This window comes from Flavobacterium sp. LHD-85, from assembly GCF_030929595.1.
Classification (GTDB): domain Bacteria; phylum Bacteroidota; class Bacteroidia; order Flavobacteriales; family Flavobacteriaceae; genus Flavobacterium.
Genome location: NZ_JAVFVR010000001.1, coordinates 393,958 through 414,056 on the forward strand (window position 1 = coordinate 393,958; position 20,099 = coordinate 414,056).

A 20,099-nucleotide genomic window follows, 5' to 3' on the forward strand; every position below is an offset into this window, starting at 1 on the left:
ATTTAGATGTCTAATTTGTAACATTTTGCCCTTTTTCGCTACTTATTAAAAAAATATACATATGAAGTTTTTAGGAAATGTAATTGCCACAGTAATTGGTATTTTTGTATTTATTATGCTCTTCTTTTTTGGAGTAATTTTTATTGGAGCCATTTTTGGCGGAGACGACAGTGTTTCTGTCAAATCGGATTCGGTTATTGAATTAAATTTAAAAGAAATTAAAAATGATTACGCGGGGAAATATAAAGATCCTTGGGTAACTGTCTTTTCAGACAAAAAAGGCATCGGATTGACCGATGTTATCAATGCCATTGAAGCGGCAAAAACAGACGACAATATTAAAGGTATTTCGATCTTAAATGATGAATCTTCTCTTGGTCTTGCACAATATAAAGATTTAAGAAATGCTCTAGAAAGCTTTAAAAAATCTGGAAAATTTGTCTGGGCTTACGCTAACACTTATTCGCAAAAAGAATATTATTTAAATTCTGTTGCCAACACCATTTATTTAAACCCTGCTGGAGATCTTGATTTTAAAGGTCTTTCTTCTGAAATTATGTTCTTTAAAGATTTTCAGGATAAGTCAGGAATTCGTATGGAAGTCATTCGTCACGGAAAATATAAAAGTGCCGTTGAACCTTTCTTAGAAAACAAAATGAGTGATGCTAACAGAGAGCAAATCACTGCGCTTTTAAACTCCATCTGGGCAACTGTTTCTACTGATATTTCAAAAAGCAGAAATATTCCGTTGCCTAAATTAAACGAAATTGCAAACGGACTCCTAGCAAGAACTCCTGAAATGGCCAAACAACAGCATTTGGTTGATATTATTGCTTACGAAGATGTTTATCATGATGCTATCAGAAAAGCGCTAAAAGTAGATAAAGACGAAGATTACAATAAAATTTCAATCTCAGATTATACTCAAAACAATGTTACAACAGCATTAGCTAATAGTGCAACAGATCAGATTGCTATTATTTACGCTCAAGGCGAAATTGGAAGTGGTGAAGGAGATGTAAATACTATTGGTGAAGGTTCAATGCGCCGTTCTTTACAAGAAGCAAGAAAAAATGATGACGTTAAGGCAATTGTTCTTAGAATTGATAGTCCTGGCGGAAGCGCATTAACCTCTGATTTAATTTGGAGAGAAATAGAAATTACGAAAAAAGTAAAACCTGTTGTGGTTTCTATGGGTAATTATGCCGCTTCTGGCGGCTATTATATTGCGTGTAACGCCAATAAAATATTTGCTGAAAATAACACTATCACAGGATCTATTGGAGTTTTCGGAATGCTGCCAAACTTTAGCCCATTGGCTAACAAATTAGGAATTAACTCTGAACAGGTTAAAACGCATGAGAATTCGGCAAACTACAGTCCGTTTTTACCAGTCGATGAAAAATTCAAAGCTTTTACCTTAGAAGGAGTTGAAAAAATCTACAACACTTTTGTAAGCCACGTTGCCGAAGGCCGTAAAATGACTTTTGAACAAGTTGATGCTATTGCCCAAGGTAGAGTTTGGTCTGGAACTGAAGCGTTAAAAATTGGTTTAGTTGATAAAATAGGCGGATTGAATGATGCAATTGCCGAAGCAGCTAGAATCGCTAAAGTAAAAAATTACAGTACTCAAAATTATCCTGAATACGAAAAAACCTTAAACGATCTTTTAGGCAATCTTCCTTTTGCAAAATCAAAAGAGGCATTTATAAAAGAAGAAATCGGAGAAGAAAACTACCTTCTTATCGAACAGGTGAAAAAATTCCAAAAACAAAAAGGAATACAAGCGATATTGCCTTACGGAATCAATATTTATTAATTCGGATTAAAAGATGAATAAAGTAATTCTTTTTCTAACGGTTTTGTTTTGGAGTTTCTTAAACGCCCAAACCAAAAAAGAAATCACGTTTAAGGAAACGCCAGCGATTTTAAAGATCAATAACGATCAAATTTTTGGTACATTGACAACGCCAGACTTGACCAAAAAAATTCCAGTTGCTTTAATCATTGCAGGTTCTGGCCCAACGGACAGAAACGGAAATAATCCGATGATGAAAAACAATTCGTTGAAAATGCTTGCAGAGGCTTTGGCTAAAAACGGAATTGCATCATTACGTTACGACAAAAGAGCTATTGGAGAAAGTAAAGCTGCTGGAGGATCTGAAAGCAGTCTGGTTTTTGAAAATTACATTCAAGACGCAAAAAGCTGGATTAATTATTTAAAACAGGATAAACGTTTTTCTAAAATAATTATAATTGGTCACAGCGAAGGCTCTTTGATTGGAATGGTTGCCAGTGCAAAAGCAGATAAATTTATTTCGATCGCAGGTGCAGGCGAACCAGCAGATCAGATTTTAAAAACGCAGATTGGCGCAAAGTCAATGAAACCGCTTAACGATTTAACCTTCCCTATTATTGATAGTTTAAAAAACGGATTTGAAGTAAAAAAAGTCGATCCAATGCTGAATTCACTTTTCAGACCAAGCATTCAGCCTTATCTTATTTCTTGGTTCAAATACAATCCGCAGACCGAAATACAAAAGCTTACTATTCCTGTTTTAATAGTACAGGGAAATAATGATATTCAGATTGCAGTAAAAGATGCCGAAAATTTAAAACAGGCAAACAAAAATGCAGACTTGCAGATTATTGACAAGATGAATCACATCATGAAAATTGTTGATGGTGGCCAAGAGGCCAATTTAGCCAGTTACAATAATGAGACCCTTCCTATTTCAGAAGTCTTAATTGAGAAAATAGTTTCATTTATTCAGAAATAATAAAATAAACACCCTAAAAAATCCGTTTTGAAAATAGTTCTCAACGGATTTTTTTTATTTAACAATTTTAATAATTTTCTTACATAATTAAGAAAACTTTATCTTTAAACTCTAGTAAAAAAAACTATTTTTGCAGGAGTCGATTTTAAAATGTAAACCCTCAAATCTATTTATATGCTAAAAAAAGTTTTAAAAATAAGTGCCATAGTTCTTGTGGTATTTGTTGCTGCATTATTTGCCATTCCGTTTTTGTTTAAAGACCAAATCAAAGCTAAAATTGTTGAAGCTATCAATGAAAGTGTTGATGCCAAAGTCAGTTTTACAGATGCCGATTTAAGTTTATTTAAGAATTTTCCAAACGCAACAGTTGGAATCGAGAAATTAGTTATCATCAACAAAGCCCCTTTTGAAGGCGATACTTTGGTTTCGCTTGGAGAATTGAATTTAAAAATGAGTATTAAAGAGCTTTTCAAAGGAAAAGAAGAGCCTTTAAGCATTCAGGGAATTAGTTCTACAAATGGATTAGTAAATATTATCTTCAACAAAGATGGTGTCGGAAACTTCGATATTGCTCTAAAAGACAAAAAAGAAGATAAAAAAGAGGACGCAAGCAAACCACTTGCATTGAAAATTCAAAACTATAAAATTGAGAATTTTACTTTTAGATACATCGATCAAGGTTCTAAAATTAAAATGGTAATTGACAGTTTAAATCACGAAGGAACTGGAGATTTTACCAATTCAAAACTTGATTTAACTACAAAATCTACAGCAAAAGTTTCATTGGACATGGATAAAATAAATTACATGAAAAATGTGAAACTAACTTTAGATGCTGTTCTTGGAATTGATTTAGAAAAAAGCAAATATACTTTCAAAGAAAATAAAGCTTTAATCAATCAGTTGCCATTAGAATTTGATGGATTCATTCAAATGGCTGAGAAAGCTCAGATTTATGATTTAAAGTTTAAAACTCCTACTTCATCGTTTACCAATTTCTTAGGTTTAATTCCTTCGGCTTACGCTGCTGGCTTAGACGGCGTAAAAACAACTGGAGATTTTACTGTAAATGGTTTTGCAAAAGGTGAATTGACAGACACAACTGTTCCTAAATTCAATATTGAAATTGCATCAAACAACGGCTCTTTCCAATATCCTAACCTTCCAAAATCGGTTCAAAATATTGTAATTGACACAAAAATCATTAACGAAACTGGAATTTTAAATGATACTTATGTAAACCTAGATAAGTTATCTTTTAGAATTGATCAAGATGTTTTCAACGCTAAAGCGAATATCAAAAACATTACTGTAAATCCTATTATTGATGCGGCTTTAAAAGGAACAATCAACTTGGCTAATCTTTCAAAAGCGTATCCTATTAAAATGGATAAACCATTGGCAGGTATTTTAAAAGCAGACGTTACTACCAATTTTGATATGGCTTCTGTAGAAAAAAGCCAATACCAAAACATCAAAAATGCTGGTACAATGAGTTTGTCTGGATTTAAATATACTGACGAAAACAATAAATCGATGAACATCAGCACGGCGCTGGTTGAATTCAATCCGAGCAGAATTAACTTAAAACAGTTTGATGCTACGACTGGAAAAAGTGATATCAGCATTAATGGAGTTTTAGAAAATTTCTACGGTTTTATGTTTAAAAAACAAGAGCTGAAAGGAAACTTCAATATGAGTTCAAACCAATTGGCTGTTGATGATTTTATGACTGCTGGCGAACCTGCTAAAGAGGAAACAAAAACTCCAGCAAAACCTGCTGATGCAATGAAGATTCCTGCTTTCTTAAATTGTACATTAAATGCAAAAGCAACAACGGTTTTATATGATAATCTAAAACTAAAAGACGTTTCTGGAAGATTGCTTATTAAAGATGAAAAAGCAACTCTAGAAAACTTTAAAACAAATATTTTCGGAGGATCTATTGGCCTTAATGGAGCAGTTTCTACAAAAGAAAAAGTACCTACGTTTGATATGAATTTAGGATTTAATCAAGTTGATATTGCACAGACTTTTACGCAATTGGAAATGATGAAAAAAATCGCTCCAATTGCTGGAATCATTAATGGAAAATTAAATTCAACTATCAAACTGAATGGTAATTTGGATGCAAAAGAATTGACTCCAGACCTTAAATCGATTTCAGGAGATTTAATCGGACAATTACTGTCTACTACAGTAAACTCGAAAAACTCTACTTTGCTTACTGCATTAAGTTCGAATGTTAAGTTTCTTGATTTAAATAAAGTGAACTTGAATGACATTAAAGCTGCTTTAACTTTTGATAATGGAAAAGTAAATGTTAAACCTTTTGATATTAAATACCAAGATATTAAAGTAACTGTTGGAGGAACTCATGGTTTCGATCAAACGATGAACTACAATTTAAAATTTGATGTTCCTGCCAAATATTTAGGAACTGAAGCCAATAATTTAATTTCAAAAATGTCTCCTGCTGATGCGGCAAAACTGGATAATATTCCAATCAATGCTTCTTTGACTGGTAATTTTTCAAATCCTAAAATCAGTACAGATATGAAAACTGCTGTAAATAATTTAACAACACAATTGGTAAATCAGCAGAAAGAAAAACTGACTCAAAAAGGGACTTCAGCCCTTACCGATTTGATCAACAAAAACACTAAAGCAAAAGATACGACTCAGGCTGCTAAAACTGAAAAAGAGCAGAAAACTCAAGAAGTAACTAAAAAAGCAAGTGATTTATTGAATGGATTGTTTAAGAAGAAGAATCCTTAAAAAGGTCCTGAGATGCTAAGGTTCTAAGGCGCTAAGCTTTTCTAAAGCTAAAAAAACTTAGAACCTCAGCACCTTAGCATCTTAAAAAACAAGAAAATCCTGTTCGAATGAACAGGATTTTCTTGTTTTTATATAGCTCTTGAATAACTACTTAACCTGCCGTTATTCAAAATTGAATGTATTGTTTTTATGTATTGTTTCTTCGTATAAAGATTTACATCTATACCAAGACTGCAATTATCATAAGGTTCATATTTTTTTAAATTAGATACCGAAAACAGTCCGATCGTTGGTGTATGTACCGAACTCGATAAATGCATAATTCCACTATCTGCACCAATAAACAAATCAGCATTTGCAATAACTGATCCTATCTCGCGAATATCTTTACTATAAAATGTTGGCGCTTTGAATCCAATTTGAGAAACATTTTCTACAGGCAGAATTTCAACAATATTATAGTCTTTATATTCTGCAGTCAGTTGAGAATAGAATTTTTCCCACCATTCTTCTGACAAGCATTTTGTTCCTGTTGCGTAAGTAAAAATGCAAATTGTTTTCTTATCGTTATTCGTCAGTTCGCCTAGTATTTTTCTGCCCTCTACAACTTCCGAAGCAGTTAATTTAAGATCTAAAGGAGCAATTATTTTATTACTATTTGTTGGCATTCTCAGTTTTGACAAATAGTTTCGAAAATTATAAACAGGATACTTTGCAATATGTTCAAAATCATTTTTTTGATTTGCCAATTCTTCACTTGAATCTCCGAAAAACTTGTATTTGGCATTTGAAAACTGAACCGCCAATCGTCCAGAAGAGGAGTTTTGATCAACATTAATTGCTAAATCGTAATGTGCTTTTTTTAATGAAATCCAAACCTTTGAGTATTCCACTAAACTTTTAAATGGTTTTTTAGGCAAATGTATTATTTTATCAACGACATCGTACTTTTCAAAAATAATTGGAGCTAATGTACCTTTTACAAATAAATCAATTTTACAATTTGGAAACATTTCTGACACTTCCTGAACGAGTGGTGTAATCAATAAAAGATTTCCTAACCGTCCATTTGGTCTGCAAATAAGAACTCTTTTGATTTCATTCTTATCGACCAAAATAAAATCGTCCTGCATCTTTGCTTTTCCAACATTCTTGGTCAGATTACGCATTATGCTACGTCTGTGTACATTTATTTTACTTAAAATACTCATTTATGGAATAATTTATAAATTATAAATCTTGATTATATTTTAGAAATAGCGACAGACTCAAATCTACCTCCTTTTCTTTTCTAAAAATAAATTCTTCCAATAAGCATTTGTTACAAAATTGTAATCAAATGTATCAATATTTACATCTCTTCGTTTTTGGAATTGTGTTAAAATTACAACAAATAATAACGTAATTAACAAATTAATAGACAGTTACACAAAAAATATCGACAATTCCCCGATAAACCTAGACGTTTATTGTAACAACATAACCTTCAGAACCACGAACATTAAAAACCGTTCCGTTCTCGAATAACAAATACTGACCTTTAATTCCTGTTAGTTTTCCGCTGAAAGAAGGAGTTTTATCTAAGTTTAAACTATTCACTTTTATAGGATAGTTTAAAACAGGATATTGGAGTTCGTAAACATCGTTTTTTTCAGCATAAAAATAATCTTTGACTTCTTCAGGAATGAGACTTTCTATTTTGGCTTTTTCAGCAATCAAATCAAAACTTTCAACAGAGTTTTGCAGCATTTTTCTCCAATTGGTTTTGTCTGTATAATGATCTTTTAAAGCAACTTCGGTTATTCCTGCCAAATATCGATTCGGCACCTCAACAATTGCAATAGCTTGAGAAGCACCTTGATCGATCCAACGCGTTGGAACCTGTGATTTACGTGTTACACCAACTTTTATTTCGCATGCAGAAGCCAAATATACAATGTGTGGCTGAAGTTGTGCTTTAGATTCATATTCCAAATCTCTATCTGCAATTCCTAAATGTGCAGTGCTCAATTCTGGTCTCATAATCCAATCTCCAACAGCCGGACTCGAATAAAAGCATTCGTAACAAAAACCTTGTCGGTATATTTTTTTCTTTTTACCGCAATTCAAGCATTGGAAACCTACAAAATTGATTTCAATTTCTTTATCTAATAATTGATTCACGTTTAAGAAACTATCTTCGAAAACCAAATAATATTGAATTGGGCTTCCAAGTTCAGTTTGCATTTTTGTCAGTACGCCTTGATATTGCATTCGCTTTTTTATTTATAATTGCTGATTCAGATTTATCAAAAGATTTAAAATTTTTGTGTTAAAATTCGACTTATTAGCTAGAATCTTTACCTTAAATCGGATTGTTTATTACAAAAAAATATTATTTTTGATATGAAGACAAAGTTACTATTTGTCTCTCGATATTCAAATTTTAAGTTTTTTGTTTTACACAGATTGTAAGATTTAAAACCTAAAATCAGTTAACTAAAAAACAGATCCATGCCTTTATCTATTATCAATTCGTTTGCATCTTGGGTCCTTAAACAAAGGATTCATCAAATAGAACTTTTTTTAAAATACCCAAATGAAGTTCAGGAAGAATTATTGCATAACTTATTGACGGCTTCTGAAAATACAGTTATTGGAAAAAAATATGAATTTTCGAGTATTAATTCTTATCAGACATTTGCAGAAAGAGTTCCGATTGCTACTTATGAGGAATTGCAGCCGCTAATTGAGCGTACTCGTTTGGGCGAACAAAATGTTTTTTGGGAAACGCCAATTAAATGGTTTGCCAAATCGAGTGGTACCACAAATGCAAAAAGTAAATTTATTCCTGTAAGTAACGAAGCTCTTGAAGATTGCCATTATAAAGGAAGTAAAGATCTTTTGTGTCTTTATTTGAATAATAATGAAGATTCTGAATTGTTTTTAGGAAAAAGTCTTCGTTTAGGAGGAAGCTCTCAGATTTACGAAAACAACAATACTTTCTTTGGTGATTTATCTGCAATTTTGATTGAAAACATGCCTATTTGGGCTGAATTCAGCAGTACGCCAAGCAGCAAAACTTCGCTAATGAGCGAATGGGAAACTAAAATTGCTGCCATTATCAACGAAACTAAAAATGAAAATGTAACCAGTTTTGCTGGAGTACCTTCTTGGATGCTGGTTTTAATGAATAAGGTTTTAGAAAATACTGGAAAACAAAGTTTATTAGAACTTTGGCCAAATCTGGAAGTTTACTTTCACGGAGGCGTAAGTTTTTCTCCTTATAGAGAACAATATAAAAAATTATTGCCAAGCAAGGATTTTAGATATTACGAAATATACAATGCTTCTGAAGGCTTTTTTGCGATTCAGGATTTGAATAATTCGAGCGATTTATTGTTAATGCTGGATTACGGTATTTTCTACGAATTTATTCCAATGGATACTTTTGGCACTCCAAACCAAAAAGTGGTTCGTCTGGCTGATGTCGAATTGCATAAAAATTACGCCATAGTTATTACTACAAATTCTGGTTTGTGGCGTTATTTAATTGGCGATACGGTTCGTTTTACTTCTTTAAATCCGTACAGAATTAGAGTAACGGGAAGAACCAAACATCATATTAATGTTTTTGGCGAAGAATTAATGGTTGAAAATACTGATCAAGCTATTGCAAAAGCTTGTCAGGTGACTCAAACTGAAGTTATCGATTATACGGTTGCTCCTATTTTTATGCATGATAAAGAAAAAGGTGCTCACGAATGGATGATCGAATTCAAGAAAAATCCTGCCGATGTGGGACTTTTCCAAAAAGTGCTGGATGAAACCTTGCAAACCCTAAATTCAGATTACGAAGCGAAACGCTACAACAACATGACCTTAAATCCTTTGGTGGTTAATGTTGCCCGCGAAAATCTTTTTTACGATTGGCTGAAAGAAAGGGATAAACTTGGTGGTCAGCATAAGATTCCGAGACTTTCGAATCAGAGAGATTATTTGGAACAATTGAAAGAAATGTGCTAAAAACAACTTATAAAATGAAAGACACAAAATTCAGCGAAATGACCACTGAAGAACTGATTAAAAATCAGAAGACATTAAAAACCGTGAATACCATTTTTTGCGTTGTTCTTTTTATGCTGTTCATTCTTAACATATTCATTATTTTCATGAAAGGTTTTAGCGCCATGAATATTGTTCCGATTGCTTTATTGCCTATTCTTTTCTTGAATCTTAAGAGTTTAAAGGAACTGAAAAAGGAATTGGAATCTCGTGGATAAAATAAGCGAAACTAGAATTGGATTAAGCAAAAGAAAAATGACTTTAGCTTTTATAGCTTCCGCAATCTTTGTAATATTAGGAATTCAGTTTATTATAAATTCAGAAAAGTATGTTTCACCTATCTGCAGAAATATTGAATTTATAAAAATTGCTGGTTTTGCTTCGTTATCTTTCTTCGGAATATGTTTGATTTATATTTTTTTCAAAATCTTTGATACAAAACCTGGCTTAATAATTAATGAAATTGGAATTACCGACAATTCCCATTATGGCAGTGTTGGATTAATTGATTGGTCAAAAATCGAAGGGATAAGAATTCAACAAGTTATGTCTACTAAATTTTTATTAATTGATGTTTCAAATCCAAAAGAGTTTATTGAAAAGAGCTCTCGTTTCAAAGGATCATTAATGAAAGCTAACTTAAGAATGTATGGAACACCTCTCTCTATTACTTCTAATAGTTTAAATTATAATTTTGATGATCTTGAGAAATTACTGCACGAAGAATGGAACAAATATAAATCACGATAATTCCACTAAACCCGCATGAGGGATAGAAGTGGAAATCCTTTTTGTTTTTTCTTTAAAAACAAAAAGATTGCAGCGGATAGCCCGACCCGCCTTTTTCTGGCGGGGCATGCCCAAATAAAAAAACCTCAGCTCTTTATTTAAAAGGACTGAGGTTTTGTTTTTCTATTTTGATTGTCGAGTTACTTGCGGAGATCCCTCGTTCCTCGGGATGACAAAAAATGGACGAATTTACTTTGTCAGGCTGAGCGAAGTCGAAGCCCTTTTCTACATAAAGCCCTTCGACTTCGCTCAGGGTGACAACTTGTAGATTACATCATATCAATATATCTGTCGTGATATCCTAAAAGATATAAAACACCATCAAGACCCAAACTTGAAATGGAAGTTGAAGCACTTTCTTTAACTTTTGGTTTGGCATGGAAAGCAATTCCTAGACCCGCTAAGTTTAGCATTGGCAAATCGTTGGCTCCGTCTCCAACCGCGATTGTCTGATTGATGTGAATTCCTTCTTTTTCGGCGATTGCTTTTAGATATTCTGCTTTTTTCTGACCGTCTACAATATCACCCAGATATTTTCCTGTTAGTTTACCATCTTTTATTTCTAATTGATTGGCGTGAACGTAGTCTATTCCTAATTCTTTTTGAAGGTATTCTCCAAAATAAGTAAATCCTCCTGAAAGAATTGCAGTTTTATAGCCGTAGTATTTTAAGGCTTTCATCAAACGGTGTGCTCCTTGTGTTATTGGCAGATTAATAGCAACATTCTGCAAAACTTCTTCGCTTAAACCTTCTAGAAGTGCCATACGTTTCTTGAAACTTTCGTTGAAATCAATTTCACCGTTCATAGCCGATTCCGTTATGGCACGAACCTGATCTCCTACACCATTCAATTCTGCTAATTCATCGATTACTTCAGTTTGAATTAAAGTCGAATCCATATCGAAACAAACCAAACGGCGGTTTCTTCTGTAAATATTATCTTCCTGGAAAGAGATATCAACATTTAGCGTTCTAGAGATTTCCATAAAACTCGCCGTCATGATAATCTTGTTTACAATTTCGCCCGTTACCGACAATTGAATACAAGAACGCGGATATTCTTCTTTTTCTACAACAGAAGTTCTTCCTGTTAATCTAATAATAGAATCAATATTTAAGTTTTGATCTGACAATATTTGAGTTACCGCAGACAATTGTGATGCTGCTAGTTTTTCGCCCAAAATGTTGATGATGTAACGCTGTTTTGATTGTGATTTTACCCACGTTTCATAATCTTCGATAGAAATCGGAATAAATTTTACTTTGATTTCCAATTCGTATGCTTTAAACAAAAGATCCTTTAAAACGGGTGCAGATGAAGATCCCGCAGCAATTTCGAACAAAATTCCTAAAGAAAGGGTATCATGAATATCGGCCTGTCCGATATCTAAAATATTGGCATCGTATGTTGCCAATACAGCTGTTAATCCTGCTGTAACTCCAATTTTATCGTGTCCTGAAACTTTTAATAAAATTATTTCTTTATCTTCTGCTGCCATTTTCTTTCTTAGTTTTGAAGCGACAAAAATCGGCAATCTCGCGTTGATAAAAAAGAATAATCATTGTTTTTTTGAAATGAAAAAGCACATTTTCATGTGCTTTTTCGAGTAATTTAACATTTCTGTTTTATTATTAAAATAACGTAACTTTTTGATTATTTCATTGGTTCATTTTTATCAAAACTTACCATCCAGTTTACGCCAAACTTATCTTTGAACATTCCAAAATAAGATCCCCAGAAAGTATTATCCATTGGCATTTCCACTTTTCCTCCAGCCGAAAGTCCGTTGAAAATTCTATCTGCTTCTTCTGTACTTTCTGTGTTGATCGAAATAGAGAAATTATCTCCAAAACCTACGTCGCCATATCTTGGATGACTGTCGCTTCCCATTAAAACAGTGCTTCCAATTGGAAGTGATACATGCATAATTCTATTTAAAACTTCTTCAGAAAGCACTTCGCCTTCTTCTGCAGGAGCATCTTTAAATTTTCCTATAAAAGTAAAATCTCCGCCAAAAACCGATTTATAAAACAGGAACGCTTCTTCGCATGTTCCATTAAACATTAAGTATGGATTTATTGCTGCCATTTTTTCAATTATTAATTGTTAATTATAAATTGTTAATTCAAAACCAAGTCTTTATTCTTGTCCGCTTCTTTTATGTTTTCTACTTCTCAGACAACTCTTTAATCATGTCCATTCCTTTTGGAAAGGCCTCTTTGAAATAGTCAATATGTTTTTCGATTACATCAACTTCTACATGAAGATCAACCACATCACCTTTTTGATCTAAACGATAGGTTTCCATTGCTCCAATCCACTTTTCTGTTTCTTCATTTGGTGGAACTTCTTTATGATCTTTCAGTTCACCCATATGTTTAAAAGCCATGTATTCGTTTGGAATTTTGGTTTCAATTAAACTATTCATTCCTTCTCCACCTGGTCCTAAAAAATAAATTTTATCGCCTTCGTTCCAACTCGTTTCAACGTAACTTCCTTCGCAAAAAGCACTTGTCCACTTTCTGTAAGTTTCGTCGTCCCATAAGACTTTCCAAATTTTTTCTTTGGGAGCCTTTATATCGATATTAAAAACTAATTTTTCCATATTAATCTGGTAATTTACTAAAGTCCATAAATAAAACATTCCAACGATGACCATCCAAATCGGCAAAACCGCAACCGTACATCCATCCTTGGTTTTCTGCAGGAGGAGCAAAAACATTTCCGCCAGCTTCTTTGACTTTTTCAGCTAGCTCATCAACTTCTTCCCTGCTTTCTGCATCTATCGAAATCAAAACTTCTGAACTCGATTTAGTATCAGTAAGAGTATTTTGAGAAAAACTAGAAAAAAGCATTTCTTCAAAAAGCATTATTACAAAATGTCCTTCACCTACAATCATGCACGTCGAGCTTGGCGTGTCATGCTGTTCATTAAACGAAAAACCAATTTTCCAGAAAAAGTCTTTCGCTTTAGCTACATCCTTTACAGGAAGATTCAACCATATTTGTTTTGTCATTTTTTGTTTTTTTTTGTTGGGTTAGATATTTATTTTTTTTTTAAACCATATAAATAATGTAAGCTAATTTAAGTTTGTAATCGTTTGAATCTTTGTCACTTTGAATCTTTGAACCTAAAATTAATTAGCTTCAATGTAACTTTTAAAATTATCCAAAATTGCCTGCCAGCCAGCGCGCTGCATTTCTTCTGGATTTTGTGTTTCTGGGTCAAAACTTTCAATTATCTCAACACCATCTGCCGTTTCTGTAAAAGTAATTTCAACTTTTCTTCCGTCTCCCATAACATACGAAAGCGCTTGGTTTGGCTTTACTAAAGTAAATTCGCCTTCAAAGTCAAAACTCATGCTTCCGTCTTTTGCAGCCATAGTCGATTTGAATCTTCCACCCTCTCTCAAATCAGCTTCTGCGTAAGGCGTGTGCCAATCTGGAGAAGCAAAGCTCCATTTTGTAATGTGTTCTGGAGTATTCCAAAAATTCCAAACTTTATCAAGAGATGCATTTACGGTGTTTTTAATTGTTATCATTTTTGCAGTTTTTAAATAATTTATTTTGTTTGATCTGTTTCCCATTAATTATTACATATTTTCTGGAATCTGGCTTTCATCCATAAAGAAAACTTCCCAATGATGTCCATCTACATCTAGAAAAGTTCTTTGGTACATCCAGCCGTAATCTTGAGATTGCTGGTAATCTGTTCCACCGGCCTTGACCGCCTTCTCCACCATTTCATCTACTTGCTCCCTTGTTTCTACAGAAAGCGCCATAAGAGCTTCACTGGTTGTGGTAGAATCACAAATTTGCTTTTTAGTAAATGTTTGATAAAACTCTTTTATCAAAAGCATTACAAAGATGCTTTCGCTTATAACGATGCAAGCTCCCTTATCATTAGTAAATTTAGGATTGGTTGGAAAGCCAAGTTCGTTAAAAAAAGATATTGCGCGATTTAAATCTTTTACAGCAAGATTTAAGAAGATTTTTGTTTTCATATCTATAAAATTACGAATTAATTAAAACAAATTTAATTTTTTAAGATTACTTAAAATGTCAATAAAAGCCATTTTTAGGGGCATTTGAGACAATTTGCTTATTTTTGTATGATACTGTAATTCCAAAAAATCAAAATATCATGAGCACGAAACTAGGTTTAATCATACCTCACGATTATAAATTACTAAGCATCGCAGCAATATTAGAGGTATTCGAAACCACGAATAAACTTACTTTGGGAACAGAAAAACCATTTGAAATTATGATTTTTCAGTCGCAAGGACAAACTGATCAAGGAAATCTTTTTGGATATAAAAGCAACGCTATTGAAACTTCAGATAACATTCTCGACTTAATTTTAATTCCCGCTTTTACTACCGATAATATGAGCGAGATGATTAAAAAGAATAAAAGTTTTATTCCGTGGTTGCAAAAACAGCATCGAGCCGGAGCCGAATTGGCCAGCTTTTGTACGGGAGCATTTTTATTTGCGGCCTCAGGTCTACTAAACGAGAAATTAGCTACGACACATGTTGATGCCTGTAGCGCATTTACCAAAGCTTTTCCGATGGTAAAATTAAAACCTGAAGAAACCCTTACTGCCGACGGAAGTTTATACACCAGCGGAGGATCGACCTCAACTTTTCATTTGTTGATTCTTTTGGTTCAAAAATTCTGTGGAAACGAAATGGCTGTTAAGATTGCTAAAATATTTTCTATCGATTTAAACCGATACAAACAAAGCTATTTTAGCACTTTCAGACCAAATCATTTGCACAATGACACTTTAGTCGCAATGCTCCAACAAAAGATTGAAAGCCAATATCATTCTATAGAAAAGCTAGAAGAAATTACTAAAGATATTCCAACAAGTACCCGAAACATGACACGCCGTTTTAAACAAGTGACAGGGATTCCTCCGATTGAATATTTACAGAATATCAGAGTCGAAAGTTCGAAGAAATATTTAGAAGAAACTCAACTTTCAATTTCAGAAATTATTGAAAAAACAGGTTATAATGATCCGAAAGCTTTTAGAAAGGTTTTTTATAAAATGGTAGGTATGAAACCAATTGAATATCGCGAGAAATTTAGAGTGCAGTAATTTTTACTGTAGAGACGCACTGCAGTGCGTCTCTACACTTTAAGACTTAACAATCCAAAGAAGTATTTTTTTATTGGCTTTCAAAAGTTTATCGATTTCTCTCATGCTCTCGTTTGAAACCGCAGGACAACCCCAACCCTCTGGCGTTCCTTCAGGATAAACTTCATCATCTGACACCTCTTCCCAAGAATGCAAAACAATGGCACGTTTTTGTGCATTAAAATTGCTTTTTTCTTTTCCTTGCAAAACATAATTTACCTTTATTCCCCACTGACTTATACCACGATCCAAAACAACATACTTTCCAACCGAAGAACAATGTGAATCAAATTCGTTACTCATCTTTGCATTATCTTTAGAATAAGTTCCTCCCCATTGATTATCTCCGCAACCATGACTTACCAAATAGGATTTCGAAACTTCTTTCTTTTTAAAATCGTAAACAAAAAATCGTTTATAGCCAGAATGCAATCCAAGGTCAATCAAAATAAATTTCTCTTGATTTAAATTATTGACTTTACAATAGTATGCTGCTTCTTTATAATAATTACTGTAATTAACTTCAACACGAGGTTTTTCCAATGAAGCCACTTCACTTTTATGCTTAGTTTCAGAAACAACTATTCTTTTGCCCTCTTTATTGCAAGAAAAAACAAAAGCCAAACAAATTATAAAAAGCATTTTCTTCATATCAAATATTTACTCAAAAGCACAAACGAAAATAAGATTAAAAAAGTGTATAAAAAAAAACCTGCTCAAAAATGAGCAGGTTCTATAATTGAACTTTGTCAAAGTTTTAAACTTTGACAAAGTTATTTGATTACTTTAAGAAGCAATTTCCATACGCTTCAACAAGTTTTTACTTAGCGTATGTTCTGCATATTCTTTATCGATTGTCAAACTAATATCGTCAGATGTTGGCAGTTCATACATCGCATCTGTCAAGATAGCTTCGCATAAAGAACGCAATCCACGAGCACCTAATTTATATTCCAAAGCTTTATCTACAATAAAATCTAAAGCTTCATCTGTAATTGTAAATTCAACATCATCCATCAAGAATAATTTCTGATATTGTTTGATCAATGCATTTTTAGGCTGTGTTAAAATGGCACGAAGCGTTGCTTTATCCAAAGGATCCATGTGCGTTAAAACTGGTAAACGTCCAATAATCTCAGGAATCAAACCAAAATCTTTAATGTCTTTTGGAATGATATATTGCAATAAATTGTCTTTATCGATATTGTCAGTGTTTTTAGAAGTTGAATAACCAACTGCCTGACGGTTTAAACGTTTAGAAATAATACGCTCTACTCCATCAAAAGCTCCACCAGCAATAAATAAGATATTTTGAGTATTTACCTCAACAAATTTTTGGTCTGGGTGTTTACGTCCTCCTTTTGGCGGTACATTTACAACTGTCCCTTCTAATAACTTCAATAATGCCTGCTGAACACCTTCGCCAGAAACGTCACGTGTGATTGACGGGTTATCGCTTTTGCGAGCGATTTTATCAATTTCGTCAATAAATACGATTCCTCTTTCTGCTTTAGCAACGTCGTAATCTGCAGCTTGAAGCAAGCGAGTCAAAATACTTTCAACGTCTTCTCCAACGTAACCAGCTTCTGTTAATACTGTTGCATCAACAATAGCCAACGGAACATCTAACATTTTAGCAATAGTTTTTGCCACCAATGTTTTTCCTGTTCCTGTCTGACCCACCATGATGATGTTGCTTTTTTCAATCTCTACTTCATCGTCTAGTTGCTGTTGCATTAAACGCTTGTAGTGATTGTAAACCGCAACCGACATTACTTTTTTTGTCTGATCCTGTCCAATAACATATTGATCTAGGAAAGCTCTAATTTCTTTTGGTTTCTTCAAAATTAAGTCACCAACTAGTTTTGCGCTTCCGCTAGATTTTAATTCTTCTAAAACAATTCCGTGTGCCTGTTCAATACACTTATCACAAATATGCGCATTGATTCCAGCTATTAATAAATTAGTTTCTGGCTTCTTTCTTCCACAAAACGAACATTCTAATACTACTTTTGCCATTCTTTATTTAAGTTACTAAGCTGCAAAGATACTAAGTTTCTAAGCTTTTTAATTTAATAAAAACTTAAAAACTTAATCCTTTGCAGCTTAAGTCTTTATTTTTTGTTTCAAGTTTCAAGTTTCAAGTTTCAGGTTTCAAGTTGGCGCGTTATTTACGGAACTTGAAACCTGAAACTTGAAACAATTTAAACTTTAAAAATTATCCTCTTCTCAATACTTCGTCAATCATTCCGTACTCTTTTGCTTCGTCTGCTTTCATCCAGTAATCACGCTCACTGTCTTTGTGCACTTTATCAAAAGTTTGCCCTGAATGGTGCGAAATAATGTTATATAATTCATCTTTTAATTTCAACATCTCACGTAAGTTGATTTCCATATCTGTTGCAACTCCTTGTGCTCCTCCAGATGGCTGGTGAATCATTACTCTTGAGTGAGGCAACGCAGAACGCTTTCCGGCTGCTCCTGCACATAATAGAACTGCTCCCATAGAAGCTGCCATTCCTGTACAAATTGTTGCTACATCTGGTTTGATGTATTGCATAGTATCATAAATTCCTAAACCTGCATAAACACTTCCTCCTGGAGAGTTTAAATAAATTTGAATATCTTTTGATGCATCAGCGCTTTCTAAAAACAACAACTGAGCCTGAACGATATTAGCGATTTGGTCGTCGATACCTGTTCCTAAAAAGATAATTCGGTCCATCATTAATCTTGAGAAAACGTCCAATTGAGAAATGTTCAATTGACGCTCTTCGATAATATATGGAGTCATGTTTGTTGGTGTCATCGCAGCTACGATTTTATCGTAATACATTGCGTTTACTCCTTGGTGCTTTGTAGCAAATTTCTTGAATTCTTTACCGTAGTTCATATTTTTAGTTTAAAGTTGAAAAGTCTAAAGTCAGAAATTGACTTAAACGGATAAAACAAAGTTCGTACCTTTTTATAAAGGATGCCAATTTGTCTTCTTTTTTTAAGATGCTAAGATTTTAAGGCACTAAGATCCTAAGTTTTTTTTACTAAGAAACGTTTGCCGATTTAAAATCTAAAACAAAAAAAGAACGCCAATAGAAGAAAAACTTCCATTGACGTTCAAATATAATTATTTTTATCTTTCAGTTTCTGTAATAAAATCTTAATTTTTAAAAAGTATACTTCTTAGCTTTCGACTTTAGAACTTTTGCCTTTCAGACTTAAATTTATTCTCCGTAAGATGCAGCGATAAATTCTTCGTAAGTAACCTCTTTAGTTGTTGGGTTAGCTTTTTCTTTGAAGATATTTAACATTTTAGATGCTACAACTTGCTCAGAAAGTCTTTTCACTTCCTCTTGGTTAGATAGAACTCTAGCCACGATTCCTTGAACTTCCTCGTCAGTTGGGTTTGTTTGTCCAAATTGAGCCATTTGCTGTCTGATAGCGTTTGATGTAAACTCTTTCAAATCTTCAAATGTAATTTGGATATTGCTTTGAGCTAAAGCTTTTCCTTCGATTAATTGGAAACGTAAACCTTTTTCAGATCTTGCGTATTCAACTTCTGCTTCTTCTGGAGTTAATTTTTTCTCTCCTACAGTTTGCAACCATTTTTTCAAGAATTCAGCTGGCAAATCGAATTTTGTGTTTTCGATTAAGAAATCTTGAACGTCTAATAATAATTTTTGCTCTGATTGCTGTGCGAATTGTGCTTCAGCATCTTCTTTAATTTTAGCTTTTAAATCTTCTAAAGAAGCTACTTTTCCTTCACCAAAAAGTTTATCAAACAATTCTTGGTTTAACTCAGCTGGCTCAGAACCATTGATTGCTGAAATAGTAAAGTTTACTTCAACATCTAAACCGTGAACACCTTCGTGACCTACTTTTAAGTAATCCATTAATTGGTGATCGTCATCAAATAAGCCTTTTGTGCTTACTGTAACAACATCTCCAACTTTTTTACCTACAAATTGTTTTCCAGCTTTTTTGCTAAAAGCGCTAACTGAAATTGTAGTTGTATTGTTAATTCCGTTTTCTTCACTTGAGAAAGTTCCAGTTAAATCTGAATCAGCTTCAACTTTATCTTGAGGGATTGCTTTTCCGAATTGTTTTTGGATACGCTCTACTTGTCCGTCGATTAATTTATCATCAGCAGTAACGATATATTTTACGATATCATTTTTAGCTTCTAAATTAATTTCGAAGTTTGGCACTAAACCAATTTCGTATTCGAAAGTTAATTCTTCAGCATCCCAGTTAAAATTTTCGTTTACTTTAGCAAGAGGAGTTCCTAAAAGATTTAATCTTTCAGATTGAATATAACGCTCTAAAGCCAAATCAACTACTTTTTTGATCTCTTCCTGCTTAATAGCTTTTCCGTATTGTTTTTCAACAAGATCTTTAGGCACTGCCCCTTTTCTAAATCCTTTTACTTGCGCTAAAGGCATTTTTTCGTTAATTCTTTTTGCTACTTGACCTTTATAATCCATATGAACAACGTTCATAACGATTGTCTCGTTTACAGCGTCTATTGCTACTCTTTTAATATCCATCTTCTTCTTTAATT

At 33.3% G+C, this 20,099-nt stretch carries 19 protein-coding genes; 7 read left to right on the top strand and 12 right to left on the bottom strand.

What is annotated here, in order from left to right:
• Positions 1-61: 61 nt before the first annotated feature.
• The 3 genes from sppA (at position 62) to RB618_RS01760 (ending at position 5,558) form a co-directional block, all read left to right on the top strand.
• A complete protein-coding gene (gene sppA, locus RB618_RS01750; RefSeq protein ID WP_308067215.1) occupies positions 62-1,819 on the top strand; it encodes a signal peptide peptidase SppA in 1,758 nt (585 codons plus the stop codon).
• A 13-nt stretch (positions 1,820-1,832) separates the two neighbouring features.
• Entirely contained in the window at positions 1,833-2,780 is a 948-nt protein-coding gene (locus RB618_RS01755) for an alpha/beta fold hydrolase (RefSeq protein ID WP_308067216.1), read from the top strand.
• Between the two features lie 174 nt (positions 2,781-2,954).
• Entirely contained in the window at positions 2,955-5,558 is a 2,604-nt protein-coding gene (locus tag RB618_RS01760; RefSeq protein WP_308067217.1) for an AsmA-like C-terminal region-containing protein, read from the top strand.
• 128 nt (positions 5,559-5,686) lie between these two features.
• Here the strand turns inward: RB618_RS01760 and RB618_RS01765 are convergent, their stop codons facing one another.
• Both RB618_RS01765 and RB618_RS01770 read right to left on the bottom strand, forming a co-directional pair.
• Positions 5,687-6,769, bottom strand: coding sequence for a glycosyltransferase family 9 protein (locus tag RB618_RS01765; RefSeq protein ID WP_308067218.1), 1,083 nt, complete (start codon positions 6,767-6,769; stop codon positions 5,687-5,689).
• A 247-nt stretch (positions 6,770-7,016) separates the two neighbouring features.
• Entirely contained in the window at positions 7,017-7,811 is a 795-nt protein-coding gene (locus tag RB618_RS01770) for a DUF2797 domain-containing protein (RefSeq protein ID WP_308067219.1), read from the bottom strand.
• A gap of 240 nt (positions 7,812-8,051) precedes the next feature.
• Here RB618_RS01770 and RB618_RS01775 point away from each other — a divergent pair, with 240 nt between their 5' ends.
• From RB618_RS01775 to RB618_RS01785, 3 genes are read left to right on the top strand one after another with little or no spacing between them, the layout of a single operon-like run.
• Positions 8,052-9,563 (top strand): GH3 auxin-responsive promoter family protein, encoded by a 1,512-nt coding sequence (locus tag RB618_RS01775; protein ID WP_308067220.1) that lies wholly within the window; start codon positions 8,052-8,054, stop codon positions 9,561-9,563.
• A 14-nt stretch (positions 9,564-9,577) separates the two neighbouring features.
• Positions 9,578-9,820: a redox-active disulfide protein 2 gene (locus RB618_RS01780; RefSeq protein WP_308067221.1), complete on the top strand. Its 243-nt coding sequence runs from the start codon at positions 9,578-9,580 to the stop codon at positions 9,818-9,820.
• Positions 9,813-10,352 (top strand): STM3941 family protein, encoded by a 540-nt coding sequence (locus RB618_RS01785; protein WP_308067222.1) that lies wholly within the window; start codon positions 9,813-9,815, stop codon positions 10,350-10,352. The genes RB618_RS01780 and RB618_RS01785 overlap by 8 nt, the downstream gene beginning before the upstream one ends.
• A 308-nt stretch (positions 10,353-10,660) precedes the next feature.
• Here RB618_RS01785 and serB read toward each other — a convergent pair whose 3' ends face one another.
• The 6 genes from serB to RB618_RS01815 form a co-directional block, all read right to left on the bottom strand.
• On the bottom strand, positions 10,661-11,890 hold the full coding sequence (gene serB / locus RB618_RS01790; protein ID WP_308067223.1) for a phosphoserine phosphatase SerB: 1,230 nt from the start codon (positions 11,888-11,890) through the stop codon (positions 10,661-10,663).
• Positions 11,891-12,045: 155 nt separating this feature from the next.
• On the bottom strand, positions 12,046-12,480 hold the full coding sequence (locus RB618_RS01795) for a VOC family protein (protein WP_308067224.1): 435 nt from the start codon (positions 12,478-12,480) through the stop codon (positions 12,046-12,048).
• Between the two features lie 79 nt (positions 12,481-12,559).
• Positions 12,560-12,997 (bottom strand): SRPBCC domain-containing protein, encoded by a 438-nt coding sequence (locus tag RB618_RS01800; protein ID WP_308067225.1) that lies wholly within the window; start codon positions 12,995-12,997, stop codon positions 12,560-12,562.
• 1 nt (position 12,998) lies between these two features.
• Positions 12,999-13,409 carry a VOC family protein gene (locus RB618_RS01805; RefSeq protein ID WP_308067226.1) on the bottom strand — a complete coding sequence of 137 codons (411 nt, stop codon included), beginning with the start codon at positions 13,407-13,409 and terminating at the stop codon, positions 12,999-13,001.
• 120 nt (positions 13,410-13,529) lie between these two features.
• Positions 13,530-13,934: an SRPBCC family protein gene (locus RB618_RS01810; RefSeq protein ID WP_308067227.1), complete on the bottom strand. Its 405-nt coding sequence runs from the start codon at positions 13,932-13,934 to the stop codon at positions 13,530-13,532.
• A gap of 51 nt (positions 13,935-13,985) precedes the next feature.
• Positions 13,986-14,396: a VOC family protein gene (locus RB618_RS01815; RefSeq protein WP_308067228.1), complete on the bottom strand. Its 411-nt coding sequence runs from the start codon at positions 14,394-14,396 to the stop codon at positions 13,986-13,988.
• A 140-nt stretch (positions 14,397-14,536) separates the two neighbouring features.
• On the opposite strand from RB618_RS01815, the gene RB618_RS01820 reads away from it, so the two are divergent.
• Positions 14,537-15,502, top strand: a complete 966-nt coding sequence (locus RB618_RS01820) for a helix-turn-helix domain-containing protein (RefSeq protein WP_308067229.1) — start codon at positions 14,537-14,539, stop codon at positions 15,500-15,502.
• A 39-nt stretch (positions 15,503-15,541) separates the two neighbouring features.
• On the opposite strand, the gene RB618_RS01825 is transcribed toward RB618_RS01820, so the two are convergent.
• The 4 genes from RB618_RS01825 to RB618_RS01840 all read right to left on the bottom strand — a co-directional run bounded on the left by RB618_RS01825 (position 15,542) and on the right by RB618_RS01840 (position 20,085).
• Positions 15,542-16,192: a murein L,D-transpeptidase catalytic domain-containing protein gene (locus tag RB618_RS01825; RefSeq protein ID WP_308067230.1), complete on the bottom strand. Its 651-nt coding sequence runs from the start codon at positions 16,190-16,192 to the stop codon at positions 15,542-15,544.
• Between the two features lie 135 nt (positions 16,193-16,327).
• Complete coding sequence (gene clpX / locus RB618_RS01830; protein WP_008467306.1) at positions 16,328-17,560, bottom strand: ATP-dependent Clp protease ATP-binding subunit ClpX; 1,233 nt, start codon at positions 17,558-17,560, stop codon at positions 16,328-16,330.
• A gap of 199 nt (positions 17,561-17,759) precedes the next feature.
• Complete coding sequence (gene clpP, locus RB618_RS01835) at positions 17,760-18,434, bottom strand: ATP-dependent Clp endopeptidase proteolytic subunit ClpP (RefSeq protein WP_129748748.1); 675 nt, start codon at positions 18,432-18,434, stop codon at positions 17,760-17,762.
• Positions 18,435-18,762: 328 nt separating this feature from the next.
• Complete coding sequence (locus RB618_RS01840; protein ID WP_308067231.1) at positions 18,763-20,085, bottom strand: trigger factor; 1,323 nt, start codon at positions 20,083-20,085, stop codon at positions 18,763-18,765.
• Positions 20,086-20,099 lie beyond the last annotated feature (14 nt).